This is a genomic window from Pigmentibacter sp. JX0631 (assembly GCF_029873255.1).
Classification (GTDB): domain Bacteria; phylum Bdellovibrionota_B; class Oligoflexia; order Silvanigrellales; family Silvanigrellaceae; genus Silvanigrella.
In genome coordinates this window covers 3,168,556-3,194,887 of the sequence record NZ_CP123622.1, presented here as the reverse complement: position 1 = coordinate 3,194,887, position 26,332 = coordinate 3,168,556, and the positions used below count along the sequence as shown (strand labels likewise).

Below are 26,332 nucleotides of genomic sequence, written 5' to 3'. Positions count from 1 at the left end.
ACAGTAGTATGAAAAATAATTTAAATAATGAAGAATATATATTAAGTAATTTGCTATCAGAAAATATAACTAAAGAATTTTTAAATGAATTAGGTACAAATATCAGCAGTAATTGTTTAGCAAAACTTGTAATCGAATTTAAAAAAATAAGTAATAGTCCTAAACAACTAAATCAAATTATTTCTCAAGCTGATTTTCCTGTATTCGATGTTGTAGGAACTGGTGGAATAGGTAGAGACAAATTAAATACATCAACACTAACGGGATTATTTGCTAGTTGTTTAGGCTTTCAAATTGTTAAGCATGGAGGTCGTTCGTCAAGCGGAAAAATAGGTGCGGTAGATTTTCTTGAAAAAAATGAATTTCCTCTCGAAAAAATGTTTGAAAATGCTGAAGAATATTTTCGTGCAACAAATTTCTTATTTTTACCTGCTGCATATACTTATCCCATATTTGCTAAAAGTTCTCCTATCAGGAAAGAAATAAAAGGACCAACAGTTTTTAATTTACTTGGTCCACTTTTAAATCCAATTAATGTAAAAGGAAAATTAATCGGAGCATTCAATTTCGATATTGCTTTAAAACTAGCTGATACTTGCTCAATTTTAAATGAAACTGCTTTCATAGTTTCGTCTTTTGATCAATTTGGATATTTAGATGAAGCTTCGCCTTATGCTAAAACTGCTATTTATTTTTGCAAGGACAAAAAATATACTAAAATAGAAATTGATCCAATTGAATTATGTGATTCAAATAGAATAGAAATTTTTTCTAATAGCTCAAAAGTAACAGAAGAATTACTAAGTAGTATTGAAAATGTTTCTACAAATTACGCAAAAAATTTACTGTCCTATAATTTGTCTATATTACATGTATTAAATGAATTTAGTTTTGGAAATTCTAAAATAAACCTTGATGAAAATCAAATAAAAAATAAAATAATTTTAAATTATAAGTTGATAAAAAATAAATTTTCTTCTTTATCAAAACTTGTTACAAAAAAAATAGAACAAATAAAGAATTTATCACCGCTACATCCAAGAAGTCCTATTTTAGTAAATCATTCATTTGATTTACCAAAATTGAAAATAATAGAAAAGAAGGTTCAATCATTCAAGAATAAAGAAAAATTACTTCTAGCTGAAATAAAATTAAATAATCCCAAATCAACTATCACCGATAAACTTTCTTTAGAAGATAGATTAGAAGCATATAAAATGGCTGATGGTATAAGTTTTATCACCCATCCCTCTTTTTCAGGTTCCTTAGAAATTCTAAGAAAAATTAGAGAATTAACAGATAAACCTATTTTAGCGAAAGATTTTATTACTGAAAAATATCAAATAAAAAATTTAGTACTTGCTGGTGCTAATGGAATTTTACTACTACAAGATTTTATTTCAGAAAGTAAATTAATAGAACTTGTAAATTATTGTAACGAATTAAATGTTAGCGCATTTGTTGAAAGTTCATTTTTTTTACCAAAAATTGGTGATTTTTATATTTTAAATTCTCGCAGTCTTTTCTCTTTAGAAGAAAACAAACATTTTAGAAATTTTTTACTTAATTTCAATAATGAAAATTTTGATACCAACAAAATAATAATTGCAAGCAATATCGATGAAATACATGAAGCACAAACAACATTAAAAATATTTAAAGGCTGTATTATTGGAACAGCCTTGATGAACATGAATAACCCAGTTAAAATTAAAAATTTCATTTCAGAAATTAAAAATTCTAATTACTCTACCAAATTTTGTGGTGCAAAAACTTTATTCGATTTACAAAATGCTTTAACAACTTCCTCGGAATTAATAGGAATAAATTTAATACCTGAATCAAAAAAATTTGTTGGTCCTAACAATTTAAAAGAAATGCTCCCTCTTATTCAAATGAATCAAGAAAAAATTTGTTTTATTACAAGAAATGATGTTGATTTAGAATGTTTAAAGATTATAGATGAATTATCTTGTAATGAACATGCTTATTCTTTTCCAATATTAGATAAAAGCAAATATTTAATTAGTTCAAGCACAGCAAAATATTTAAATACAGCAGCATTTTTACTTGATGGATCTTCTCCTGGTAAAGGTATTGTTGAAAATTATCTTGTTAATATAAAAAATAATAAAGTTCCAACATTTGTAAGTAATGGACTAAATTTAAAAAATTATAAAGAAAGATTTCAAGAAGCCTTAGAAAAAAATTGGAAAATCATTGGAATTGATTGTTCAAGTGCAATTTGTAATGAAGAATCAACAAATACCAAAAGTATATTTTCAATTGAAAAAATGTTTGAAATGGAAAAATTAGTAAAAGGAATACAACATGGGTGATTTAGCATTAGAAATGGAAAAAAGTGTTACATATCTAACACCATTATTAGAAATTGCCTTAAAAAAATTAACAGATGAATTTAATCAATTTATCGCAGATCCTATTGAAGTTGAAAAACTTTCTCTTTTATTAAATGATTTTGCAGGAAGAGAGACTGCTTTATATGAAGCTAAAAACTTAAGCAAATTATATAATGGAAAAATTTATCTAAAACGTGAAGATTTAGTACACGGTGGCGCTCATAAGTTGAATAATGCAATTGCCCAATGTTCATTAGCTAAATACATGGGAATTAAAAATGTAATTGCTGAAACAGGCGCGGGACAACACGGCGTTGCTACTGCCATGGCATGCGCAAATTTAAAATTGTCTTTGCAAGTATTTCAAGGCGAAATAGATGTTCAAAGACAACAATTAAATGCTACAAGAATGAAATTATTTGGAGCACAATTAATTCCTGTTACTGATGGTTCTAAGAAATTAAAAGAAGCAGTTAATGCAGCAATGCGTTACTGGGTTGCAAATTATCAAGACCATTTTTATTGTCTTGGATCTATTGTAGGTCCTCACCCTTATCCTTTTATAGTTCGTTATTTTCAAAAAATAATAGGAATCGAAACAAAAAAACAAATTCTTGAAAAAACTTCTTTGTTACCTTCAGCAATTTTTGCCTGCGTTGGAGGGGGTAGCAATGCCGCTGGTATTTTTTCTCCATTTATTAACGAACAATCAGTACAACTCATTGGCTGTGAAGCCGCAGGTGCTGCAAGTTTAACCCAAGGAACGATGGGAGTATTGCATGGAATGGAAACGTTCATTCTACAGACAGAGGAAAGACAAATTGCAGAAACTCATTCCATCAGCGCAGGTCTAGATTATCCGGCTGTTGGTCCTTGGTTAGCCGGTTTGAAACAAGAAAATAGACTTCAAACCCTAGCCATTTCAGATGAAGAATGTATTCAAAGTGTAAAGGAACTAGCTTTAGAAGAAGGTATTTTATGCGCACTAGAATCAGCGCATGCTGTAGCTGGAGCAAAAAAATATTTAGCGAAAAATCCTGGAAAAACAATTGTTATTTGTTTGAGTGGAAGAGGTGACAAAGACTTAGATACAATTTCAAACTTTAGAAAAAAAAGTGAGTGCATATGAAGATTGGTATTTATCATACTCTCGGAGATTTTGGTTTAAAAAATAGTTTTTTAATATTGAAGCATTTATTAAATGCTAAGGTAGATTTATTAGAAATTGGATTACCTTTTAGTGATCCTCTCTTAGATGGTACAATTATTCAAGACAGTCATAAACGAGCTTTAAATTCAATGCTATCTTGGTCAGAAACTTGTAATACTCTTAGTGAGCTAAAAAATTATTGCAATAGTGAACAGCAAATTTCCATAATGACAACTACTCAATTATTATATACTGAAGAACGAAGAGCTTCATTTCCAAAATTTTCAGGTTTATTGTTTTCAGATTTAAATTACAATAAAAAAATTCCTTTTCTAATTTCAACACCCAGAGTTTGGTTTTTAACTCCTGAAATAGTATTGAACGAAGAAAATCTTGTTCCACCTGAAAATTTTAGCATGATATACTTAACAAGAGTTCACGGAATTACTGGAAATAAAAATGAATTAAATTTATCAACAGAAAAAGCAATTTCTAAATTAAAGCAAAAATTTAATTCTGACATATGGCTAGGGTTTGGAATATCTCATAGAGATCATATTCTTGAAGCTAAAGAAATTGGAGCTACTGGAGTAATTATAGGAAGTGCTTTTGTTGATTACATGAATAAAACATTTTCTGAAAGTAAAATATCAGAAAGTGTAATTCAATCTGCCATAGAGAAATTTCTACTTTTATTAAATATTTCTTAAAACAAAATAAAAATATTGTTTCCAAAATTTAATTGACTTTTTTCTTTTATTATGTTTCATTATTAGAAATCAATCCAAATAAACAATTAAATAAAGGAAATAAATATGAATTATTTTATTCTTTTCCTCACTGTATTTTTCTTTTCAAATAACATTTATGCTCAATCTATTATACGTGATACCTTTCAATATCCAATTAAATATTGTCAAGACTATGTTCTTGCAATCCCAAATTTTACAGACCAACAAAAATCAAATGGGATTATTATAAGAAACGAATCATTTTTATCTAATTCTCCATATTTAAAAATCACACCGTATCTTTCAAAAGTTAATTTAGGTTTTTTCAATCTTGAACCTATCAATCAAAATCTTTGTAAAGGAGAAGTTCATGAAAATGAACCTTTCCTAATTAAATTTATAAATACAAATAATTCAGAAAAGAATTATTTAACATTCCAAAATAATTCTTTTCAATTTGCACAAAAAAATACTCAAAATTTACAAAACTTTATTTTTAAATTTAAAGAACTAACTAATAATAACTCTGATAATTATTATTCACTTTATTTTAATGGTGAAATCGGAAGAAAAAATTTTTTATATTGTGATATTATTCAGGGATGTTATGGAAAAATGGAAGAAAGTTTTCCTATAAAATTATTACCAGTTGTCTATGCTACTTACGAAAAAGCATATTATGAATTTGAAGATTTTTTATAAATATGGAAAATTCTCTTGGATATATGATTTTGCATGATTTATAGCTTGCATAACTTCTGAAGTACCAGGTCCTATTAATTTCATTTTTCCAGGATAAGTAACGATATCGCCAGCAGCATAAATACCTGGTATAGAAGTTTGTCTATTATGATCAACAACAATAGAATTTCCTTCCATTTGAATTCCCCATTGCTGGATAACATCCAAATTAAATAAAAGACCAATCGCAATTATAATTTCATCAATTTCTAATTTTTCAGACTCACCAGTTTTTGTATTTCGCATAGTAACAGCTTTTACGTGATTTTCATCACCATGAATTTCAACTAATTCACTGAAAGTTCTTATCTCCGCATCTGAAGAATATAATTTTTTTGTTGTTTCTTCATGCGCATTAAATCGATCGGAACGATGTAAAACATACAAATCTTTACATTCATTTACTATCGTTAATGCTAGATCTAGAGCACTATCTCCGCCACCAACCACTAAAACTCTTTTATTTTTAAACGTGTCTAGGGACTGGACTCCGTAGTAAACTCCCTTGCCTTCAAATTCTCGTAAATTTTTTATATCCAAACGACGGGGAATATGTGCACCCATTCCCAAACATAACATTGCAGTTTTAGTGTGCATTACTGTTCCGTTACGAGTTTCAACGCAAAGAATATTGTTTCTATTCTTACGAATCAGAACCACTTCTTCATTCAAACTGCTTGGAATATTATATGGAGCACTCTGCGCAAATAAATTTTTGTATAAATCTTTTCCTCTAATAGCAGGTATTCCTGTGATATCATATACCCATTTCTCAGGATAAATAGCTGTGAGCTGACCTCCTAATTCATGCCTTCTATCCACAAGTCTGACGGTCATATCACGCAATCCCGCATAATATGCTCCAAACAAACCTACAGGACCTCCACCAATAATAATGGTGTCATAACACTCTAGTAAACCTCCGCTCACAACGCATCCTCCTCAAAACCAATCAAACTAACTACCATTTCAATGCCGCCTTCTTGGCTTAAAACCAGCTTCTTCAAGCTTTTCTAATAATAAATATTGATGTTCTGAATTTCGGGTTTCCAAAGACAATTCCACATCAACATCACCTACACTTACTTCGCTGTAAGTGCGATCGTGAATAAGATCAAGCACATTTCCTTCTAAGGCTGCAACACATTCCAGTAATTTTTTTAAACCTCCAGGACGATCACTAACACAAACACTTACCCGTAAAACTCTGTCGGTTATATTTAATCCTCTTGTAAGAACTCTTGTTAAAAGCTGAGGATCAATATTTCCACCACTTATACAAGCAATTACTTTTTTTCCAGCATAAAAATCAGGACGTTTAAGCAAATCTGCTATTGCCGCAGCTCCAGCTCCTTCAGCTAAAAGACGTTCTTGTTCACATAATCCTAAAATTGCTTGCACAATATAGTCATCGGAAACGACAGAAAAATTTTGAACGAAGCGTGTCATATAATTATAGTTTAAATTTCCAATTAGCCCCACAGCAATACCATCAGCAATAGTTGCATGCGCTGGTTTATCAATTGGAGTTTGTATTTTATTTTGTACACTTTTTACAGCAGAGTTATAGAATTCTTGCTCAACACCAACTACATTTCCTTTTGTACCCGCCTTTAAAACTATCGAAGCTCCTGCTGCTAACCCACCGCCTCCAACGCTACAAACAAAGTAATCTATGTCGCCGTAAGTTGAGTTGGTCAATTCAGAGTATTGTTCTAATGCTTCCAAAGCACAAGTAGCTTGTCCAAGTATAATATCGTAGTTATTATACGCATGAATAAAATGGGCTTGCTCTTTTTTTGAAAACTCTAAAGCAGCTTCTGTTGCTTCTTCCAAATTTATTCCTTCTAAATAAATTATAGCGCCTAATTTCTCGGTTGCATCGCGTTTAACAAGGGGAGCTGTTTTTGGCAAAAAAATATGCGCCTCACAACCTAAATTTTTTGCTGCGAATGCAATTCCTTGCGCATGATTTCCTGCAGATGCGGCACATACTTTTAATTTTCCTTGAACTTTGTTACTTGCTTTCAATTTACTTATAGCATTTAAAGCGCCTCTAACTTTAAAAGAACCATTTGGATTTAAAGATTCTAATTTCAACCAAATATCACCTCCAGTAAGCTGACTGAGCCATTGAGAACGGCGCAGAGGACTGGGTAACATGAAATTTCTAATGATATTTTGGTATGCTTGTCTTATTTCTCCCATAAGCTCAGCAGGATTTTCAAAAGTTTTTGCTTCAACCAAATTTAACAGCTTTAAAAATTCAGGAGACATAAGTGGTTACCTTTCGAATTTGTTATGAACAAAATTTTTTTTGGAACCTTTTTCATAAATTTGTCCTAACTTGACAATCTCTGTTAACATATTTCTAGCAAGAGGGATAACATATTTATCAATCGGCTTCCAAAAAAAGGCGAAACGAAAATGAACTTTGAACAAATTGCAAGTGTTTTTCCAAAAGAAGAAAAATATTGGCCATGTTTAAATCCTGCAAAAGCATTACCTCTTGCAATAAGATCCTATATAAAAGAGAAATTTGGAGGTATTTTTTCAGCAAATGACTTATTTAAAAAAAACTCACCCTCTCGCTTAGGTGTCACAACAAGACCATTTGAAATTGGAGATCCTATAGCTACTATTTCAAAACCACATTTTATAAAAACAAATGAATTATTAACTAAGATCGATTTTTCTCCAGGAAGACAAAAAGTTATCGTAATTTTTCATAATTACATTAATATGACTTATTCATCTGAAAAATCAAAAATTAATAAAGGCCAACTAGCAAATGGCATTTTAGCAATAATAGAAGAATCTCATAAAGGATTATCTCATTTCATCAAAGTTTTGCCTGTTAATAGTGTTGATTTATTTAATGGTTGTAAACAATATCAAAGAGAATTACAAAATGCTGAATATGTTTATTTTATCACAGATCTTCTTTATATTTATGATAATCATTTAGCTGCAGCTAAAAATGTAATTGAATTATTAAATAATTTAAAAGTCAAAAAAGGAATTTTTCTTTTATCTAGAGACCCTTTAGAAACAAATAATATAAATATTAATATCGAAGAACTTATACCCTGGAAAAAAGATATTAATTTTAAAAACAATATCCATTTTAGTGGGGATGAATATTTTAAAAATATAGATAATCAAATTATGTTCCTTAGAAACGAAATCAAACAAAATAAACATTTAGTCAAAGTTCTGACCTCAGAAGATAATATTGAAATATTTATTAACTTTTTAATCCATGAAGTATTTGGGAAAAAATAAATATGTTTTTATTTATTATTTCAAGTTTAGTATCTTTACTTACAATTTTGGTTTTATTTTTACAAATAAAAAAAATCAAGTCACGAGAAATACCCTCATGGTTCTTTGGGAAAACCAAAAAAAATCCATTTAAAAATAAAATTAAATTAAATAAGCCGCCAATTCTCCCAATTATACTTCTTCTTATAATTACTATTTGCTATTGTTTTGCATATTTTCAACAAAAAAATTCCTTTAATAAAGAATTTACTAGTAAATCTGCTTTAATTTGGCTAGATCCTACGATATCAGCTAAATTAACAAGACTAGAAAACAAATTTAATCCCGAATTAGAAAGCGAAAAAATTTTAGAGTTTGGATATAAAAATTTTGGATTAGAGAATTCTTCTATTTTTGAAAATGGTCAAATAAAAATAGAATTTAAAATAAAAGAATTAAAATCAAAAAATGAACTTATTGAATTTTTAGTTAATCAAAATAATATTGTTTCTCCTTTCACCCAACCTATAGTTATTGATGAAGTTATTAAATCTTTAAATGGAAATGAAAATTTTTTTGAAAAAAAGAGTGTCTTAATTGCTATATCTGACGGAAATTACGATTCAATGCAGGGGTTATTTAATCTAAAAAAATATTTTACTCAAGGAATATTAATAAAATCTAAAGAATTAAATAATTTAGGAAAAACACAGAAAGAAATTATTCCGACAAATTTATTTTCTTTATGGAATGAAAAAAATAAAATTAAAGAAGATTTTAGCATTTTCAATAAATTTAAATCAATAATTCCACAAGAAGCACGTCCTCAATTTATTATTAATAACTACAATAACTCCATAGATAGTTTTAATATTTTAACTGAAAAAGATAACAAAAAAACATTACCTTTATTCATAGCATGTACTAATAAATATCCAAGCCCGATTGAATTAGATTCTTTTGCAAGTCTTAGAACATTAGTCAATTTTTTTGGCAGTAACTTTATTGAAAAACAATGTGAAAAAGAAAATTATGAAAATCTTGATCCAAATAAAAATATTTGGAAATATAGAAATGCTGCAGTTTGGGTTGTACAATTAAATGATCAAGTTATTTCAACAATGAATGATGATCTTTCTTTTTGGATTCCAGAAGGTTTCGATCCTAATTTTGATTCTTTAGTTTATACTGCTGGAAATATTCCACATTCCGATTATATTGAAGAAACACAAGCAGAATTAAAAACAATTCAAATGGATCCTGGTAATTTTCCAATTCAAATTCCTATTATACCTCCACCACCAGGAGCTGAATTAGGAGTTAGATTTCCAGATGATACAAGGGTATATAAAGGAGTATTTAAACCTTTTTACAATTCTGCTGATGGCACAAGTATTGCTTGGAAAGCAACCTCTTTGCCCTTTTTTTACTTAAGAACAACAACAACAACTCCAAATGGCGAGTTGGGTAGATCAAGAACATGGACTCATTTTTGGTTTGAGGTCGCTAATACTTTAAAACAATCTAATCTTTCGTACATTAAATTAGTTCTTGATGATGCTTCACGTCTAAGAGAAAAATTGGATGAAATTGAAGTTTATTCTTCTGACAAATTTTCTGAAATACTTGATTTAGAGAATTTAAAATTTAATAAACTAAATAACTTTACATTTGGACTTTATAAACTTGAAAATAAAAACAAGTTTTTACTAATTGCTCCAAAAAATGATTTTAAATTTAACAAGACAATAACTGTTGAAGATTTTAGTAATAATTTTAGAAATCCAGTATCTGAAACCAATGCACAAAATAAACAAAAAAGTATTAGCAATTCACTATTTCATATATTAGCTGCAATTTTAGGAACAATTTCTTTAATTGGACTTTGGTGGCATCAAAAAGTAAGTATTATAAATATTTTATTATTTTTGTGTCTTTTTTTCTATGAAAAACATTCTTTTGCGTCAGAAAGTTTTTCCTTTCCATTTTTCCCTAATAATAGAGAATATAACAAAATTGAACATGAAAATGTTCCTTTTAGAATTGCTTGGTGTGGGAAGAATTATACACTTGAGCATGAAAAAAAATACAACGATCTTCGTTCAACGATTATGAAACGAGGTACCATAACTTTTCCTTTAAAAATCAAAGTAGATGCATGTCGTCCTGGTGAAGCTGATGTTTGGTGGACTGATGATTTTCGTGAATTAAAAATTAAAGAACTTTCAGCACACATTTCTAATGGAGGAATATTTATTCTGGAAGGAACTAAAGAAATGCCTTCATATCTTTTAGAATTAAATGATCAAAGCATTGGTATACAGTGGGAGTCTCCTAAAAAAAGAGGTATGTTCTATCGAAGCTTTTATTTATTACAATCTCTAGATGGTTGTTTAAATGACTCTGCTAAAGTTTTAATACTTAGAAAAAAAATAAATGCCCAAGCTCCATTTGGACTTACAATAAGTACACATTTTTTATCCACAGGTGATGATTGTTTCAAAGAAAATAATGATTATAGAAAAAGAAGTTTTGTAAATATTTTTTATTCGTTTTTAACCACTGACTATAAAGAAGATCAAATTCAATTGCCTGAAATATTAAACAGAATTAGAAACCTTGGGTTAGAACCATGAAAAAAACAATCATTATTTTACTAAGATTTTTAATAGTTTTTCTCCTTTTTTTGCCAATTATATTTCCTTTTATAGAGAAAAAAAACTCTACAGGTACAAATTCAGTAATTCAAATATTTATTCCAGAAGAAATAAAACTTAGTTATATAGAAAAAGATAAAATTCAAAAAATTATCAATGACCAATTTGGTCAAGAAACAAAAGGAAATTATGTTACTTATGGAAAAGAAAATAATTTACCTATACAAGATTATGATGATCTTATTACTCAGATTAAAAATTACTCAGGAACATCAGTAATAGTTTCTAATTCACATTTTTTTGGAGAAGAAGCAAAAAAATTTAATTCTCAACTAAAAGAAACTAGAAATTATAAAGAAAATAGACTTTTTATTATGCCAATGGAAAAACTATTTAACAACATTAATATTCCTGAAAATTATTTAGTTTTATCAGATATTTTTATTCCTAAAATTAGCTTTCTAGGTGAAGAATCAACAGCTAATATTCATATAATTGGAAAAATAAAATCTCATCAAGAAATAAAGGGAGAGATAATTTTACACTCAGGAAATTCTTTTTTAAATGCTAAATCTTTTAAAATTGAAATACCAAGTAATGGATTAATTAATACAATAATTGATGTACCTATAAATTTTTCAAAAATTGGGAATCAAATTGTTACTGCTGATGTTACTTCTGCTTTTACAAAACAGCCTTTAAACTCTGTAAGTACAAATGTACAAGTAGTTTATTCTAAAAGTACTTTTCTGCATATTAGTGTAGGACCTGATTGGAGTTTAAGGACTCTAAGACAAAAATTAAAATTTTGGCCTAATTTAGATTTACTAAGTTACTATATTTTAAGAGAAACTACGAGTGATCAAAGCATTCCAAATTCTCAATTATCACTTATAGAATTTCCTGCTGACAAACTTTTTGGTAGCAGTTTACAAAATTTTCATGGAATTATTGCGCAAAATTTTTTATTCGATACATACCTCGGCGAAAAAGAATCTAGTAATCTTATCAATTATGTTGCAAATGGAGGAAGACTTGTTATTCAAGCTGGTCCTTTATCTTTTTTAAGTGATAATAATTTAATAAATTCTATTTTTCCCTGTGAAAATAAACCATCATGGGATTTTAAAAATAAACATTATTGGAAAGCTAATGAAACTAATTTTGTTACTGACGAAATATTCAAAGAAAGCCTTTCAAATCTTGTAACAAACTACACAGCATTAAACTGCAAACCTAAAAAGGAGGCCATTGTATTAGCTAAAACAACTGATGATGAAAGCCCAGTACTTTTAGCAATGCCTTACCAAAAAGGAATAGTCTTATCGTTTTTAGGAGCTGATTGGATTTATGGTTATACTCAAGAAAAGTTAGAAAATCATGCTGCGATTGCTTTAAGAATGCGGGGAGCTGAAAGTAGTGAAAATATTTTTAATTGGATGGTAGAATTTTTGCAAAGAAGGCAAGATAGTGGAATCAAAGGCCCAGATCTAGTAGGACCACGAATCTATGCTGAAGATAAATATCTGCAAATCAAAAGTAGAGGGGGGCTCCAGACTAATAAAAGTATTTTTATTTCTTCAAACTTGAAAAATGAAATTGCCAGCACGCCCTTTCTTTTAACCAATCTTCAAAAAGAAATGCTTAAATTAGATTCGCCTTTATCTGTTATTTTACCCAAATTAAACGCAACAAACGGAATTAATTCAGATATTTCTTTAAGCCTACAAAACAAAAATGTTGAACAACCTAAATTCCAAACATGGCCAGTTTTTTCCGGAACAGCAAAATCTCAAGAAAATTTAGAAAATCCATTTTTATTTGAAGGAATTCCTGAATTATTGAAAATATCTACCGATCTAACCAAAGACATAACTGCAGTGTCAAAAAAAGTTGCACTACTAGATGCTTATCCATGGCTATTAGCTTGTGCTCTATTTTTGCTCACAATTGAACAGTTATTCACCCGTGTTTTCTGGAGGAACGAACTCCAGAAGCCATAAGCTAAAGGTGGAGTATGGTTCCAAAAATACCTAAAAGACGAGAGCCGCGGTATGAAACAGCAATTGTCGCTCAAATATTTCCAAATAAATGGAACCCTTTAATTTCTAAAAAAGTTGTCGTATTAGACCTTTCATGGAAAGGATTTAAAGCTGAATTTATTACCAAAGAAGGAATAAGTTATAAACCGGGGAAAATACTTTCTTTAAAAATCCCTATAGATCAATTCAATATATCAAATATTAAATTTTTAAAAATTGATTTGGTTGTAAAATGGTGTGATAAAGAGTTAAAGAGAATAGGTGGTGTGATTGTTCATCCAAGAGGTGAAAACGCCATTATCTTAGGTAACTTAATTCAAAAGCTTGCTTTGTTAAAGCAAACTGAAGACGAAATAAGCCAAGGAAGCTCAAAAACTCTAGAACAAGAAAGTAGTGAAGCTTCCTGAATAGGGAGCTTTTCCATGTCCTTTTTTACTAAATATAAAACCTTTGCTTTAGAACTTGTTTCTGATAATCAATTTGTAAAATCGAACGAAAAATCTGTATTTCCAGTTTTTAATTTTGGGGAATGGAAATTAAACTCTAATTCTACAAAATCACAACTGAATGTCATGAAAGAAAATTTAGCAAAATTCGAAACTAGCGTTAAAAGCATCGATATCCCTTTTGGCTGCATTGTTAGCTCCCCACAGGAAGTTCATCTTATTTCTAAACTTGTGAACTTTTTGTATGTTCCTGGGGAATTGTGTAGACAAAGCGATATATTAGAAGCATGCCAGCAAACTCATTTACCTATTTTTGTTGAAAAAGGTAGTTTTCTTGCTCCAAGTGATCTGCAACGGGTTATTGAAAAGTTAAAAAACTCATCGGTAGCCATTATAGAAACTGGAAATTCATTTGGTTATTCTGATGTTACTCTAGATCCACGCTCCTTATATATTTTACGCTCTTTTGGAATTCCTTTTGGAATTCATCTTGCAAAATTATGCGCATCAGAAGAACAAGCATATTCGCATAAGCCTCACTGGCTACATAACACTGATTTTATCAGTGCCTTTGTCGACACAGGGAAGGGTTTTGGAGTTAACTTTTATGTCATTGATAATCAAAAGCAATTAAAAGTACTTAGTACTTTTTTATCAAATTAGTTCATAAATTTAAAGGCTAGTAATATGCAAAATCAAAGAAACTTTTACGCAGGTCAATGGGATGGTGAAATTTGCCATAGAATCACTTTATCAAAAACAAGGCCCTTAATTATTGCAGGGCCATGCATGCTAGAATCCTTAGAGTTAGGTTTAGAAGTTGGATTATTTCTGAAAAAATTATGCGCAAAATACCAACTTCCTTATGTTTTTAAAAGTAGTTATGACAAAGCAAATCGCACTAGTGCTACTAGCAAACGTGGTCCTGGCCTAGAAAAAGGTTTACAATGGTTAGAAAAGATAAAAAATGAATTAGATGTTCCTGTACTTACAGATGTACATTCCGTAGAACAAGCTTTAGAAGCGGGAAAAATAGTTGATATTCTCCAAATTCCGGCATTTTTATGTAAACAAAGGGAACTTCTGGTAGCTGCTGCCCAAACTGGAAAAGTAGTCCAGGTGAAAAAAGGACAATGGGCTGCTCCTGAAGAAATGATAGAAATCGCAAATTTTTTAAATTCTTGCGATAACCCAAAAACTATTCTGGTCGAAAGAGGTTCTTGTTTTGGATATAATAATCTAGTTGTAGATTTTCGTAACTTGGTAGAAATGGCGAAAGAAGGACACGCTGTTATTTTTGATGCCACTCATGCTGTTCAGCTACCAGGAGCTGGAAATGGATGCTCTTCTGGTTTGAGAGAAATGGCTCTTCCTTTAGCAAAGGCCGCTATTGCGGTCGGAGTAGATGGAATTTTTATGGAAGTACATAAAAATCCTAAAGAAGCCCTTTCCGATGCTGATACTCAATTATCTATGCCTATGGCAGAAAAATTAATTGAAGATATTGCTAAAATGCTTTAGTTAACTTAATTCATTTGAGCTTGACAATATTTTTTCATTTCATTCATAGTTTCTTGTTTTTTATTCAATAATCCATTTTCTATCATAATTTTTTCAACAGCAAAATTAACCCAACATTGTGCATAAGCTGAAGGGTGTGGAGAGTTAAAAAAGATTGGATATTTAATTCTGTTTCCACTTTCATCACTGCATTTATTTTCTTTTACAGACATTAAAATTGTTTCTTTACCGATATTTGTAAATGCTGTTTTAAAATAATTTCCGCTATAACAAAATTCTTGAATATAATTCTTTGTTTTTGGAATTAAATACTTTGAATCTAATTTAGTAAAACCATAATCAAAATAGGAATCATCAAAAATATTCTTATTATTCATTATTCTTTCAAAATCACTGTTAATATCAAGTAATTTAATATTTATCTTTTCTTTTTGACTATCTTGTAAATTTTTTAATGCGCTATCAAGATAGAAATTAAACTTTGCAGTTCCCTCAGATAATTTTATAGAAAATTCTGCTTTATTTTTCTCATCATCTTGATATTTATTATAATTAGCAGTTAATATAATTGGCGTTTTACCTAAATCGGGTAAATTTAAGACAAGAAAATGGTAGCCTCCTGCATTATTTAACATTTTAATTTGTTCAAGGATATTATCAACAGCTCTTTTATAAATAAAATTAACCCCACCTACCGCGTCTGGATTTTCGAACATATTTTGTGCAGGCAAATTTCCTTCAAATTTTTCTAGAAAATCATTTGCACCTATCCATATTATAAAAAGAGTCTCATTCGGATTTGAAATTTTTTGATTAGTAGTTCTATATGAATCAATTGTTAAGTAAGATTTTAAATATGAATTGACATAATATTTAGAACTTCCAGTAAAAAAACTTCTTACGGCAGTTATAAACTGAGTAGGTATACTACTATTAAATGCATCGTTAGTTCCATCCGTTTTAGCCCCACCGTAAGCAAAATTCAGTACAGGCAAATGTGTTCTTTCAGTTAAGTAATCGTTCCAAACAAAACCATCCGCAAAACGTCCAAACCAAAATGGATAAAATGGCATTATTTTAGTCCAACGCTTTAAATTTCCAGCATCAGAAAGACTATCTCCAAATAAAACAATCTGTTTAATCTTTTGTTGAGATATTTCTGAATTAGTAAATTGAATAGGATATTCATAGCCTGCAAGATCAGAAGTCGAAGCTTTCATTTCAAACAAATCATATTTTTGGGTTGGAAATTTATTTTTTAATGCATAATTACATTGGTTTTGTAAATCCTGATAAGATAATTTTTCCTCTATAAAAAATCCATCAGTAATTTTCCCTGAAAGTTTAGTCCATACTGCAGCTGAATTTTCTGCTTTTATTGCCCAAACATAATTTTTTCTAGCACCAAAAGTTAAAAAATCTAGACTAGGGTACATTAAATTTGGATTACTATTTTCTAAGCCTTGAAGTTGATCATGATAGTAACAGGCTACATAATATTCAGAGTTAAATAAATTCTTAATGTATTCTGGTTCAGGTTTTGCATATGAATAGCTTGAAACTAAAAAGAAAAATGAAAAGCAAATTTTTTTACATGTTTTACCATAGAAGGTCAACTTCATAAAATGTCTCCAATTTTTAATTGTTTTCTGCAAAAAAAATATATTGAAATGAATTGGTAGTCAAATTATTATTATATTTCGCTTATTTTCATAAAGTTGGGGTAAAATAAAATTTAATTCTATATCTACAATAGATTTTAATGAAAACATTTTTGTAGACTTATGTAATCGTCAAAATCATGGCAAGTCAGAAATTTGACAAGAAAAAACCCCATTTAAAATAAATGGAGGCACCCCGTCTTTTTTGTTGTTAATTAATTAAATATAACTGTATAAGTTTCTTTTGCACAATATTTACTTAAATCTGAGTTTTTAATAAATATTTCAATTGCTTTAGCAGCATTATTTTTCAAATCTGTTGCGAATATAGGATTTACAAATGATGGAGAACCTTTAATGACTGAAGTTTGAGTTATTGTAATATTCTTACAGCTATCATCATTTATCAATGCTTTAATTGATGCTTCAGTTTGATACGTTCCAATTAGTGGAACATTAATAACTTTAAAACCAACTTTGTCTACATTGATTGCTGTTAATCTGTTTTGATCGTTAACTTCAAAATTACCTGATAAAGTAACAGGAGTATTTTTATCTACAACTCCCTTTTTAAAAGTATCTATCATTTCTGAAATAATTTTATTTTGATTTTCTTGATTTACAACTGTACTTAAGTCATAAGATCCTGCAAAAGCAGTACTAGAAAAAGCAGCGAACGATAAAGTAACTAATTTTAAATTCATAAATATTTCCTTTTAATTTGACAGGGCTAATTTAAGGTACCATTATCTAGATAAATATCAAGAATAATTATGAAATAATTACTTTGTCTTTGTTTTTTATAATTAATTAAATAAACAAATGATTAAAATAAATAGAAACAAAAAATTATTTTATTTTCACAACTATAATTATTTTAAAAAACAAAAAAAACCCTTTCTGTTCTTCAGAAAGAGTAATAATAAAACATTATGAATTTTAATATTTAATTTTGATGAGTAATCCGCTTAAGAAAAGTTTGCAGACGTTCCGTTTTCGGAGATAAAAACATTTCTTTCGTATTTCCTTGCTCAACTATATGACCACTTTCTAAAAACATTGTTCTATTCGATACTTTTTGGGCAAAATACAACTCATGGGTTACCACAATCATAGTCATTCCGCCTTTTGCAATATCTACTAATATGTCTACAACTTCATCCACAAGCTCAGGATCTAACGCGCTTGTAGGTTCATCACAGAGTAATACTTTAGGATTTATAGCTAACGCTCTAGCAATTGCAACGCGCTGTTGCTGTCCACCAGATAGGCCTCTTGGGTATTTATCAAAATGATTGCCTAATCCGACTCTCTTCAAAAGGTCTGATGCTATTTGATTTGATTCTTCTTTTGACTTTCCAAGTACTAAATTTGGTCCCAGAGCAACATTCTCTAATGCTGACATGTGAGGAAACAATTCAAAACGCTGGAAAATCATTCCTGTATTTCTTCGAATTAAATGTAACGATTTTTTTGAATCCCGATAATTTATCCCGCAAACTTCAACATTTCCTGAAGTGATTGTCTCTAATGCATTGATTGTTCTCAAACAAGTACTTTTTCCACTTCCAGAAGGACCAATAAGAGCAACAACTTCACCTTGCTTAACTTCAAAATTTATACCTTTAAGAACATGATGCTCTTTATCTTTGGTGTAAAAAATTTTATTTACATCTTTTAAACTAACTACGACATCTTGTGACATAAAATCATTTCCAAATTAATGTTTTAAGCTTACACTCAATTTCTTTTCTAAATATCTTCCTAATGAGCTTACTAGAGTATTCACTACGAAATAAAGTAAAGCTATAAAGAACCAAATTTCAAAGCTTCTAAAGGTAACAGTTACAGCATTTTGTGCTTCTTTTGTCAGTTCAGGAATTGCCACAACAGAGAGGAGGGAACTATCCTTAATTAAAGAAACAAATTGGCCAATTAGCGGTGGTAGCATATTTCTTAAAGCCTGTGGAGCTATTACTTTTCTGGCAATTTGAAGGGGACTTAACCCCAAAGCTTTCGCTGCATCGATTTGCCCTTTTTCAAAATTTACAATTGTGCCTCTAAAAATTTCTGCTACATAAGCGGAGCAAAATAAACTCATAGTTAAAACGCCAGCAACAGCTCCAGACAAATTGAATGCAGAACCGACAATAAAATAAGCAACGTATAATTGGACAAGGACAGGAGTATTGCGGAAAACGTCGACGTAAAACAATGCGGCAAACTTTGCTACCTTTTCTTTCGTCGTAAGTAAAATACCAAAAATAATTCCTAGAATGGTACCAATTACAATAGCTTCAAAACTCATTTTGATTGTAATCCACAATCCTTTTAGAAAAAGACCAGGTCCTCCTCCTTCTGAACTAGGGAGCCAAATATAAGGAAGTAAATTTGTAAAGTCCCAACTATAATCAAGTTCTAGAAAACTCCGAACCAAAATATAGAATAGTAATGCAATTACAAAGATAGACAAAAGGGAGTAATAAAGAGGAATTTTTTTATCTGGCATTGCGTTTCTTTTTTCCAAACTGAGGATTTAAAACTAAAAAACAAAATAATTTTTATTACTTATCTAGAAGAGCCATCCACTCTTGTCCTTCAAAATAATACTTGACCGCCTTAGCATAACCACCATTCTTTTTCCAGTCAGCTAAAAACTTATTAAAGCTACTATGCAGATCTTGATCTTTTTTACGCATGGCAACAGCAAATTGGTCACCACTAAATCCGCTAGGAACAATGTAAATTTTTCCTGGATTATTCAACGCAGCAAGCTTTACGTATGGAGTATCATAAATAAAAGCTAAAGCTCTACCACCAATAACTGCATTCAAAGTATCAGCATCCGCATCAAATCGCATAATTTGCGCTTTATTTAAAGCTTTTGAATCTTGAAGATAAAGATCTGGAGCTGACCCAGTTTTTACAGCAACTTTTAACCCAGGTTTATTAAAATCATCTAAAGATTTATAGAGTTTTCTATTTTCAGGGGTGTCTTTAGTAGCAATTAGCAGTTTATTATCGTAGTACGGGTCACTGAACTGAACAGCTTTCGCTCTTTCCTTCGTTTTAGCCATAGAAGAAGCTATCATGTCACATTTTGCAGTCAATAATGACGGAATAATTCCATCCCATTTAGTGTCTAACATTAATAATTTTACATTTAATGACTTTGCATAGGCTTCCATCATTTCAGGATCGAATCCTAACCACTTACCGGATGCAGTTTTCATTTCCAATGGTAAGTACCCTGATTCAGCACAAACACGTAAAACACCATCTTTTTTTATGGTATCCAGTATAGATTTTTCAGCAGCAATTCCTTTAGAAAGTATTACTGTAGAGATGGCACAAATAAACAATTTTATTAGCGTGCTTCTTGCTGCAAGCCGTAGCCCAGAATTAGTTGAGCTCCTCATAGTTGGATACCTTTCGTTAATTATTGGAAATACGAAAAAAGCAATGCTCCGTTTATCACACAAAATCATAGGGAGCAAATCTAATCCCCAAAAGAAAATCTCAAAAATGTAGCAAAATATAAGCAAAATTGCACAAACAGTTTAGAAGGAAAATGTTTCTTAACTATCTTGTGTCATATGCAAATATTAGTCATATCTTCTTCATTAAAAAATAAGATAATTCCAATAAAGTAGAAATTCTCGATAGAGGAACATTATGAATTTGATGAGATTTCTTTCCTTAATCAATATTTTTCTGATTAGTGGGTGTTCTACCCTCCTAAATCCCAACTATAAAAGAAATGGGGATGCTACGGAACAAAGAAAAACTCCAAGTTTTTTAGAAAGCCTCTTTCAAGATGAACCTAATAATGAAAATGGAAGAGATAACTTCAACAGAAGTGGTATATCACAAAATGGTCAACTAAGTCCAAATAAAAAACCCCCTTTAGGAAACAATAATTTTAATTATACAATGCCTATCCAAAACCCTTTTATACTCGCTCATATAGAAGGCAATACATGGCGGACTCAAGCACACCCTGCTTTAGTATTTGGAATAATTTCACGGATTTTATCACAAAATTATATTATAAATTCTATGGACAGACGTAATTTTAATTTACAAACTGATTGGGATAAATTTTTCATCGATGGAAGACTTTTTAGAAATAGAATTAATGTGATGATTTTTCCTGTAGGACCAAGACAAACCGAAGTTGTATTAAAAAATGTAGTTGAATATTACACAGGAAGTCCAGCTAGTAAAATGGAAGACAATTCATCATGGCTTCCAAGCCCTGATCTCACAGATGAAATAAATAAGTTAATAGACTCTACAAATAGACAAACAACTTTACTACAAAATCAAATATACTCTCGCTAAAAATATCCTAACAAATCATTTAAATGAAAATATTTCCCATATGTAAAAAAAATTTATAGCCGATATAAGCTCAAACAATTTTAAATCGGTTTAAATTCTTATGAAAATATTTTTTCTGATAATATTAAATTTTATATTTATGACTAAAATGGCAAAAGCAATTGATATTACTTTCAATGGAAATTACTCTACAAGTTATACTAGTACATACAAATATACTCGTTCATCATATGGGCTAGAAATTGGACTACCGTTAAATAGATTTATGCAAATTGAAATGGGGGAAACCTTTACTAGTGACTTATACGAATACAACGATGCATATAGATCTTATGTTGCAAGTCAAGGGACAAAAACTTTACCAGCAGGTCAACTTACTCAACAGATAGATTCAACTGATACTTTTACAAATTTAAGCATAGGGTTATTCAATTATTACTTTAGTCCCTCTATCTATGGTGGGATATTAAATAGGAAACAAAAAACGAAAGATATTTACGGGCAAGAAAGTAACGATGAAGTTTCATTAACTTGGGATGCAGGCGCTTCATTATCTATGAGAATAACTCGCTATTTTCATTTAAAAATTACTTATAGAATATCACCCTCTGGAGTCAATTCTCCTTATGGTAATCCATATTATGATCAGTCCTATTGGGGTGGTATTACTTTAAGCTTTTAACCCCATGAAATTATACATTTAAATTATACTTAATAATAAAAAATAATATTGACTTTTAAAGTAACTTAACATATTTAAAATTGTCTTTTTTATTCTTTTTTTATTGATTTAGGTGATAAAATGAATATCTTCCAATCAATTGTAATAACTTTAATTTCTATAGGCTTAGTATCAAGCTGCGTAGAATTTACTAAAAGCAAGAACATTATATTGAACACTGAAGAGTTTACTATCTCTGAATTTACTATTAATTATGCGAATAATTTTGACAATAAAATAAATAAATTTCATTCTAATGTCGATGATTTTATGGATCATTTCTTTGTAAACTGTTTTTTATTTATTAAAAGAAATCTTTATTAAGAAAACGATAACTTCCTTGAGCCTCAACTATCATTTCTAAAATTTTCAATTTATGTTTCCATAATGATAGTAATTTTTTAGCTTCTAAGTAAACATCAATTTCTTCTCGAGCAATAATAAATATGTCTTCTTGTTCACCTAAAAAATAATCTTTTCTTTCTAAGTTTGAAAAAGAAAAACAACGATCCAATGTTTTTACTATTCCATCCCATTTTGTAATATTTTCAGTGCAAATTGAAACAAGTGAGTTAATTTCATTTCTTCCTTGGTCACAAAGTAAATAAAAAATACTTTCTGCAGCTAAATTCTGGGGCAAACCTTTATTAATAGCAAGACGTAGTTCACTAATATTAAAATATTCACTTATCGATGATCTTGTTTTGATTCGTCTTTGACTTGATCGATGATGAAACGAAATTCCATGAATATAATTGCGATTTTTAAATGTTTTCATAATTAACGTAAACGACTTTCTAAGTAACGAATCATAGGAGAATCAGAAGTTTCACCTTGAGACTTAAGCTTTGAAATTTCATCCAGAATTTTTTTCCTCCAAGTAGAATCTAAAGTACTTTGAGCAGAAAGGATATCCATCATCGAACGATAAGAGTGAGCTTCTTGCTCTTTCTGCATATCTTTATCACTATCTTCTTCATCCTGCAGTGAAAGAATAGCTCTTTCTACTGCTTCTTGAGCTTTTTGGGTATATACTAATTTATCAAATGAGCTATCAGAATTCGCTGCTTGGATTGTTTTTTTTGTATGATTTTTCGCATCTTGTAAAAACTCATTAAATTCTCCTCCTAAGCGAGGAGTTTTATCAAGATTTGTTTTACCTTTCTCTAAAGATTTAAGCACCTCTGATTTATTTGTAGCATACTTTGAATTCTCTAGTGATAGATCAGCATGATTTAATTGTATTTTGGCTTCTTGCATTGCCTTTAATCTTGCTTGTTGCAATAACTGCATCGCAAATCCTAAATGATTGTTGGCCTCATCCATAGCTTTTTGAATATGATTTTGAGATTCATAAATATTATCTGAAGACAAACTTTTTTCTGTAGCTTTTAATTTTTCAGAAGTTTTATCTGCATTTAATAAGGTTATAATTGATTTTTTTTCAGTATTTGACAATGGGTAAGCACTTTCGTTTACAATTTTTTTAATTTGTAAATTTATACCTGAAGCTAATTCTTGCAGCTCTGCCGCTTCGCTCCTAAATTCATTTTTGTGGTTAACAACATTTTCATTCAGCAATAAATTATTTTTAAGATTTAACAGCCTAGCCATAAAATTATTAGTTTCATTGGCTTTTTGTTGTCTATTCAAAATGTTTAACGTCGTAATTATTTTTGCTTTTGCTTTTTCATAATAGCTATCATTTTTAAGGGACATATTTTCAACAGAACTCATAGCTTCAAGAATATTTCTTCTTACTACCCCTGATTGACTTAGATTTATTGATAATTGAGAAGATTTAGATAATGTGGTTAATACTTCTGATTTAAAAACTGTATCCGCCTTTTTCATATGAGTTAAGCGATTCAAAGCATCTTCTAAATTTTTAATTATTTCCCCCCTTACTTGTAAAGGCGTTTTAATAGGAAACTGTAATTCTTTTGATTCACCAACTAAATCCGATAAAACGGTTTTTGCATTGGCTTTCACATATAAAATATCTTCAGCTAAAAATGGGATCCCTAAAGTAACTAATTCAACACTCTCAGAATTAAATTCAAACTCAGCGGCATTTGCAAATTCGGCAATAGTTTTTTTAAAAGAATATCCTGATTTTGTTCTGACATTTAATTCAATATTAGTTAATGGAACTTTTGAATTAACTGATAATTTAAAATTAAGTTTCCCATGTAGTTGAGGAGAATCTAGATTTTCTTTTAAAATAGATTCAAAAACTACTTCGGGCTTCAAAGTAAGGTTAACTTTTAAGTTTATTTTAAAAATTTTTTCCTTGTTTGATACTATTAGTTCGATATTTTTAGGATCTTTATTAGTTAAAATATTTGTATTTAACATGTCTTTTGCAAAAGAAGCATACATTTCTTGAACTGATGAAGACCAACTACCATTACGCATCTGATAAGACAGATTTTTTTCAGGATAGACTTGATTTTTATCTATCAAGAAGACTTGCCATGTATCACTTTTTTTTAAATTATTAACATTAATTTCTAGATAATAAGAACTATCAATTTCTATAGATTGTTCTTTTTTTGATAATTCAATAAATAATGGATTTTTTGATAAATATGAAGGATATTCTATTTTTAAAACCGGATAAGAATTTTGAAAAAGAGCTGTAAATCTATCCACTGTTAAATGAAACTCTTCTTTAAAAGTGAAGAAAAATGACCCTATGAAAAGAAAGAAAAGAAAAAATTTTTTCCTATTAAATTTTTTAATATAGTTATTTCCAGAAAAACCCGCAGCGGATAAATTTAATTGAATTCTTTCATTTGAGAAAGTTTTAATTATTTTCTGTCCTTGAAATAAGTAAACATCAAGCAAGCGTAGTGCTAATAAAGAAATGGGAAAAGCAGTCCAAACAAGGCTAGGATTTATAAATTTATACAAGATAAAACTTAAATGAATAGTAAAAAAAATTGCAAAGAAAAAATGGATTAATTTACTTTTCACAAATGCTTTTTTCCTAAAATTTATCCTGGCATTTCCTCACGATAAGGATAAAGATCCCCTATGGTCTTAATCGCAGGATTTTCTCTAAGCATACTCCAAAATACATCGGCTGTAACTAAGATATCGCCAATAGAACGGTGTCTTGATTCAAAACTCAATCCATAATGTTTTGCTAGAGCGTCAAGATTTCTACGCTCAATCTTTACCAAGTCACGAGCCATTTTTAAAGAACAAAATACAGTATAATCACAAGATATTCCCAATCTATTTGATTCATGAAACAGCATTCCAACATCAAACTCAGCATTATGCGCTAAACCCACACAACCACGTAAAAAATCATGAAATTTTGGTAAAATAGATTGAAAATCAGGCTGATCAACTAACATTTCATTCTTTATTCCTGTTACTTTTGTTATTTCATCTGTAATAGGTATACCAGGATTTATTAATTGCGAAAATCTTTCAATTTCTTTTTGATTTATGTATTTTATAGCACCAATTTCAATAATACGTGAAGTTTTTACATCTAATCCGGTAGTTTCAAAGTCAAAAACAACAAAAGGCAATTTATCAATGGCATCTGATTCTTTAAACCTTGAACCACTCATACCACCCATTATTGCAATTAAAGAATTTTGGGAACTTTGTTTAGCATTAAGAATATGATGAAAAATACTATTTTGAAAATTTGATACCATAAAATAATCCAACTTATTGATAAATTTTTTGTAAAACCTGAATAAATTCAGCTGCTGCTGGAGCAAGTTCTCTTTCTTGCGATGAACATATTAATATTGAACGTTCCATTTTTAATCCTTGTACTTTTAAGACACTAATATTTTTTTCATTTTTTAAAGAATGAGAACTTACAACACTCAAACCTATATTTTTTTCAACCATTTTAATCATACTTTGTGTTGATCTTAAAGTCATTACTGTTCTATATTTAATTCCAAGTTTTCTAAACTCCATTTCAATAATATCATGTATTGCACTACCACTTTCAAATAAAATCATAGGTTGTCTATTGATATGGATAGGTAACAAAGTCTTTCCTTGTTTCTCTAATGATGAAGACATTTGTACCAATGGATTATCAGGTGCTGCAATAATTTCTAATGTATCTAAAATTTCTCCATGAATTTTTAATCCCATTAATGGATCTTCACTAGAAGAAATAAAAGGATTTCTTGTAATTAACCCAACATCAACCGAACCATCATGTAGGGCTTCTATTACTGTAGCAGAATCTTTTTCATGCAGAGTAAATTGAATTTGTGGATATTTTTTCCGAAATTCAGAAATAGCATCTGGAAATACACCTGCAACTGCGGTTGCACCTCCTCCTAAATGAACAAAACCTTCTCTTAATTCAAGATGATTTCTAACTGTTGTTTGTAATTGATTCATTCTTTTTAAAATATCTACTGCAATCCCGTAAACTAATTTTCCCATTGTTGTTAAACGAACGCCTCTTGCTGTTCGTTTTAAAAGAGCACAACCTAAACTTTCTTCTAATAATTTTAACCGCGCAGATAAAGCGGGTTGCGTGATATGCAATTTATTAACAGCAGATGAAAGAGATCCTTCTTGCACAACTGTAACAAAAGCTTGCAATCTATATATGTCCTGTAACTCTTGCACTCTTTACTCCATAATATGAGAATAGACACGTTTGGAACAATACTGTAAGGATAAATGTCGTCAACAAG

General features: G+C 29.7%; 24 protein-coding genes. 13 read left to right on the top strand and 11 right to left on the bottom strand.

The window, feature by feature from the left end:
• Positions 1-8 precede the first annotated feature (8 nt).
• From QEJ31_RS13830 to QEJ31_RS13815, 4 genes are all read left to right on the top strand, one after another.
• Positions 9-2,339 (top strand): hypothetical protein, encoded by a 2,331-nt coding sequence (locus QEJ31_RS13830; RefSeq protein ID WP_280591002.1) that lies wholly within the window; start codon positions 9-11, stop codon positions 2,337-2,339.
• Positions 2,332-3,489, top strand: a complete 1,158-nt coding sequence (trpB, locus tag QEJ31_RS13825) for a tryptophan synthase subunit beta (protein ID WP_280591001.1) — start codon at positions 2,332-2,334, stop codon at positions 3,487-3,489. The genes QEJ31_RS13830 and trpB overlap by 8 nt, the downstream gene beginning before the upstream one ends.
• Positions 3,486-4,220 (top strand): tryptophan synthase subunit alpha, encoded by a 735-nt coding sequence (trpA, locus tag QEJ31_RS13820; protein ID WP_280591000.1) that lies wholly within the window; start codon positions 3,486-3,488, stop codon positions 4,218-4,220. The genes trpB and trpA overlap by 4 nt, the downstream gene beginning before the upstream one ends.
• Before the next feature lie 105 nt (positions 4,221-4,325).
• The gene (locus QEJ31_RS13815; RefSeq protein ID WP_280590998.1) at positions 4,326-4,943 is read left to right on the top strand and encodes a hypothetical protein; all 618 of its coding nucleotides are present in this window, start codon (positions 4,326-4,328) and stop codon (positions 4,941-4,943) included.
• Here the strand turns inward: QEJ31_RS13815 and QEJ31_RS13810 are convergent.
• Positions 4,938-5,912, bottom strand: coding sequence for an NAD(P)/FAD-dependent oxidoreductase (locus QEJ31_RS13810; protein WP_280590996.1), 975 nt, complete (start codon positions 5,910-5,912; stop codon positions 4,938-4,940). The genes QEJ31_RS13815 and QEJ31_RS13810 overlap by 6 nt on opposite strands.
• Positions 5,913-5,951: 39 nt before the next feature.
• Entirely contained in the window at positions 5,952-7,259 is a 1,308-nt protein-coding gene (locus QEJ31_RS13805; protein ID WP_280590995.1) for a pyridoxal-phosphate dependent enzyme, read from the bottom strand.
• A gap of 150 nt (positions 7,260-7,409) precedes the next feature.
• On the opposite strand from QEJ31_RS13805, the gene QEJ31_RS13800 reads away from it, so the two are divergent.
• The 6 genes from QEJ31_RS13800 to kdsA are packed head-to-tail and all read left to right on the top strand — an operon-like array spanning position 7,410 to position 14,912.
• A complete protein-coding gene (locus QEJ31_RS13800) occupies positions 7,410-8,267 on the top strand; it encodes a hypothetical protein (protein WP_280590994.1) in 858 nt (285 codons plus the stop codon).
• A gap of 2 nt (positions 8,268-8,269) precedes the next feature.
• Positions 8,270-10,882 (top strand): hypothetical protein, encoded by a 2,613-nt coding sequence (locus QEJ31_RS13795; RefSeq protein WP_280590992.1) that lies wholly within the window; start codon positions 8,270-8,272, stop codon positions 10,880-10,882.
• Positions 10,879-12,906, top strand: a complete 2,028-nt coding sequence (locus QEJ31_RS13790; RefSeq protein WP_280590990.1) for a hypothetical protein — start codon at positions 10,879-10,881, stop codon at positions 12,904-12,906. The genes QEJ31_RS13795 and QEJ31_RS13790 overlap by 4 nt, the downstream gene beginning before the upstream one ends.
• Before the next feature lie 14 nt (positions 12,907-12,920).
• A complete protein-coding gene (locus QEJ31_RS13785) occupies positions 12,921-13,352 on the top strand; it encodes a hypothetical protein (protein WP_280590989.1) in 432 nt (143 codons plus the stop codon).
• A 15-nt stretch (positions 13,353-13,367) separates the two neighbouring features.
• The gene (locus tag QEJ31_RS13780; RefSeq protein ID WP_280590987.1) at positions 13,368-14,054 is read left to right on the top strand and encodes a hypothetical protein; all 687 of its coding nucleotides are present in this window, start codon (positions 13,368-13,370) and stop codon (positions 14,052-14,054) included.
• A gap of 24 nt (positions 14,055-14,078) precedes the next feature.
• Positions 14,079-14,912, top strand: coding sequence for a 3-deoxy-8-phosphooctulonate synthase (gene kdsA, locus QEJ31_RS13775; RefSeq protein ID WP_280590985.1), 834 nt, complete (start codon positions 14,079-14,081; stop codon positions 14,910-14,912).
• Between the two features lie 5 nt (positions 14,913-14,917).
• Here kdsA and QEJ31_RS13770 read toward each other — a convergent pair whose 3' ends face one another.
• The 5 genes from QEJ31_RS13770 to QEJ31_RS13750 all read right to left on the bottom strand — a co-directional run bounded on the left by QEJ31_RS13770 (position 14,918) and on the right by QEJ31_RS13750 (position 19,992).
• Entirely contained in the window at positions 14,918-16,534 is a 1,617-nt protein-coding gene (locus tag QEJ31_RS13770; protein WP_280590983.1) for an SGNH/GDSL hydrolase family protein, read from the bottom strand.
• 254 nt (positions 16,535-16,788) lie between these two features.
• Complete coding sequence (locus QEJ31_RS13765) at positions 16,789-17,277, bottom strand: hypothetical protein (RefSeq protein WP_280590982.1); 489 nt, start codon at positions 17,275-17,277, stop codon at positions 16,789-16,791.
• 242 nt (positions 17,278-17,519) lie between these two features.
• The gene (locus QEJ31_RS13760) at positions 17,520-18,278 is read right to left on the bottom strand and encodes an amino acid ABC transporter ATP-binding protein (RefSeq protein WP_280590980.1); all 759 of its coding nucleotides are present in this window, start codon (positions 18,276-18,278) and stop codon (positions 17,520-17,522) included.
• 15 nt (positions 18,279-18,293) lie between these two features.
• On the bottom strand, positions 18,294-19,082 hold the full coding sequence (locus QEJ31_RS13755) for an amino acid ABC transporter permease (protein ID WP_280590978.1): 789 nt from the start codon (positions 19,080-19,082) through the stop codon (positions 18,294-18,296).
• A gap of 55 nt (positions 19,083-19,137) precedes the next feature.
• Entirely contained in the window at positions 19,138-19,992 is an 855-nt protein-coding gene (locus QEJ31_RS13750; RefSeq protein WP_280590976.1) for a transporter substrate-binding domain-containing protein, read from the bottom strand.
• 256 nt (positions 19,993-20,248) lie between these two features.
• Here QEJ31_RS13750 and QEJ31_RS13745 point away from each other — a divergent pair, with 256 nt between their 5' ends.
• The 3 genes from QEJ31_RS13745 (at position 20,249) to QEJ31_RS13735 (ending at position 21,962) form a co-directional block, all read left to right on the top strand.
• Complete coding sequence (locus tag QEJ31_RS13745) at positions 20,249-20,917, top strand: hypothetical protein (RefSeq protein WP_280590974.1); 669 nt, start codon at positions 20,249-20,251, stop codon at positions 20,915-20,917.
• 100 nt (positions 20,918-21,017) lie between these two features.
• Complete coding sequence (locus QEJ31_RS13740) at positions 21,018-21,599, top strand: hypothetical protein (protein ID WP_280590973.1); 582 nt, start codon at positions 21,018-21,020, stop codon at positions 21,597-21,599.
• A 120-nt stretch (positions 21,600-21,719) separates the two neighbouring features.
• Positions 21,720-21,962: a hypothetical protein gene (locus QEJ31_RS13735; protein ID WP_280590971.1), complete on the top strand. Its 243-nt coding sequence runs from the start codon at positions 21,720-21,722 to the stop codon at positions 21,960-21,962.
• On the opposite strand, the gene QEJ31_RS13730 is transcribed toward QEJ31_RS13735, so the two are convergent.
• From QEJ31_RS13730 to QEJ31_RS13715, 4 genes are read right to left on the bottom strand one after another with little or no spacing between them, the layout of a single operon-like run.
• Positions 21,943-22,416 (bottom strand): hypothetical protein, encoded by a 474-nt coding sequence (locus QEJ31_RS13730; RefSeq protein ID WP_280590968.1) that lies wholly within the window; start codon positions 22,414-22,416, stop codon positions 21,943-21,945. The two genes, QEJ31_RS13735 and QEJ31_RS13730, sit on opposite strands and share 20 nt — an antisense overlap.
• Positions 22,417-22,418: 2 nt before the next feature.
• Positions 22,419-24,617 (bottom strand): hypothetical protein, encoded by a 2,199-nt coding sequence (locus QEJ31_RS13725; protein WP_280590966.1) that lies wholly within the window; start codon positions 24,615-24,617, stop codon positions 22,419-22,421.
• A gap of 20 nt (positions 24,618-24,637) precedes the next feature.
• Positions 24,638-25,318 (bottom strand): 3'-5' exonuclease, encoded by a 681-nt coding sequence (locus QEJ31_RS13720; protein WP_280590965.1) that lies wholly within the window; start codon positions 25,316-25,318, stop codon positions 24,638-24,640.
• Positions 25,319-25,331: 13 nt separating this feature from the next.
• Positions 25,332-26,264 (bottom strand): LysR family transcriptional regulator, encoded by a 933-nt coding sequence (locus tag QEJ31_RS13715; RefSeq protein WP_280590964.1) that lies wholly within the window; start codon positions 26,262-26,264, stop codon positions 25,332-25,334.
• Between the last annotated feature and the right edge of the window lie 68 nt (positions 26,265-26,332).

Coding starts and splice junctions, on each gene's coding strand:
- trpA (WP_280591000.1), top strand. CDS start 3,486: ATGAAGATTGGTATTTATCATACTCTCGGAGATTTTGGTTTAAAAAAT.
- kdsA (WP_280590985.1), top strand. CDS start 14,079: ATGCAAAATCAAAGAAACTTTTACGCAGGTCAATGGGATGGTGAAATT.
- QEJ31_RS13730 (WP_280590968.1), bottom strand. CDS start 22,416: ATGAAAACATTTAAAAATCGCAATTATATTCATGGAATTTCGTTTCAT.
- QEJ31_RS13815 (WP_280590998.1), top strand. CDS start 4,326: ATGAATTATTTTATTCTTTTCCTCACTGTATTTTTCTTTTCAAATAAC.
- QEJ31_RS13795 (WP_280590992.1), top strand. CDS start 8,270: ATGTTTTTATTTATTATTTCAAGTTTAGTATCTTTACTTACAATTTTG.
- QEJ31_RS13760 (WP_280590980.1), bottom strand. CDS start 18,278: ATGTCACAAGATGTCGTAGTTAGTTTAAAAGATGTAAATAAAATTTTT.
- QEJ31_RS13720 (WP_280590965.1), bottom strand. CDS start 25,318: ATGGTATCAAATTTTCAAAATAGTATTTTTCATCATATTCTTAATGCT.
- QEJ31_RS13830 (WP_280591002.1), top strand. CDS start 9: ATGAAAAATAATTTAAATAATGAAGAATATATATTAAGTAATTTGCTA.
- QEJ31_RS13740 (WP_280590973.1), top strand. CDS start 21,018: ATGAAAATATTTTTTCTGATAATATTAAATTTTATATTTATGACTAAA.
- QEJ31_RS13785 (WP_280590989.1), top strand. CDS start 12,921: ATGGTTCCAAAAATACCTAAAAGACGAGAGCCGCGGTATGAAACAGCA.
- QEJ31_RS13765 (WP_280590982.1), bottom strand. CDS start 17,277: ATGAATTTAAAATTAGTTACTTTATCGTTCGCTGCTTTTTCTAGTACT.
- QEJ31_RS13735 (WP_280590971.1), top strand. CDS start 21,720: ATGAATATCTTCCAATCAATTGTAATAACTTTAATTTCTATAGGCTTA.
- QEJ31_RS13770 (WP_280590983.1), bottom strand. CDS start 16,534: ATGAAGTTGACCTTCTATGGTAAAACATGTAAAAAAATTTGCTTTTCA.
- QEJ31_RS13745 (WP_280590974.1), top strand. CDS start 20,249: ATGAATTTGATGAGATTTCTTTCCTTAATCAATATTTTTCTGATTAGT.
- QEJ31_RS13780 (WP_280590987.1), top strand. CDS start 13,368: ATGTCCTTTTTTACTAAATATAAAACCTTTGCTTTAGAACTTGTTTCT.
- QEJ31_RS13805 (WP_280590995.1), bottom strand. CDS start 7,259: ATGTCTCCTGAATTTTTAAAGCTGTTAAATTTGGTTGAAGCAAAAACT.
- QEJ31_RS13755 (WP_280590978.1), bottom strand. CDS start 19,082: ATGCCAGATAAAAAAATTCCTCTTTATTACTCCCTTTTGTCTATCTTT.
- QEJ31_RS13790 (WP_280590990.1), top strand. CDS start 10,879: ATGAAAAAAACAATCATTATTTTACTAAGATTTTTAATAGTTTTTCTC.
- trpB (WP_280591001.1), top strand. CDS start 2,332: ATGGGTGATTTAGCATTAGAAATGGAAAAAAGTGTTACATATCTAACA.
- QEJ31_RS13750 (WP_280590976.1), bottom strand. CDS start 19,992: ATGAGGAGCTCAACTAATTCTGGGCTACGGCTTGCAGCAAGAAGCACG.
- QEJ31_RS13800 (WP_280590994.1), top strand. CDS start 7,410: ATGAACTTTGAACAAATTGCAAGTGTTTTTCCAAAAGAAGAAAAATAT.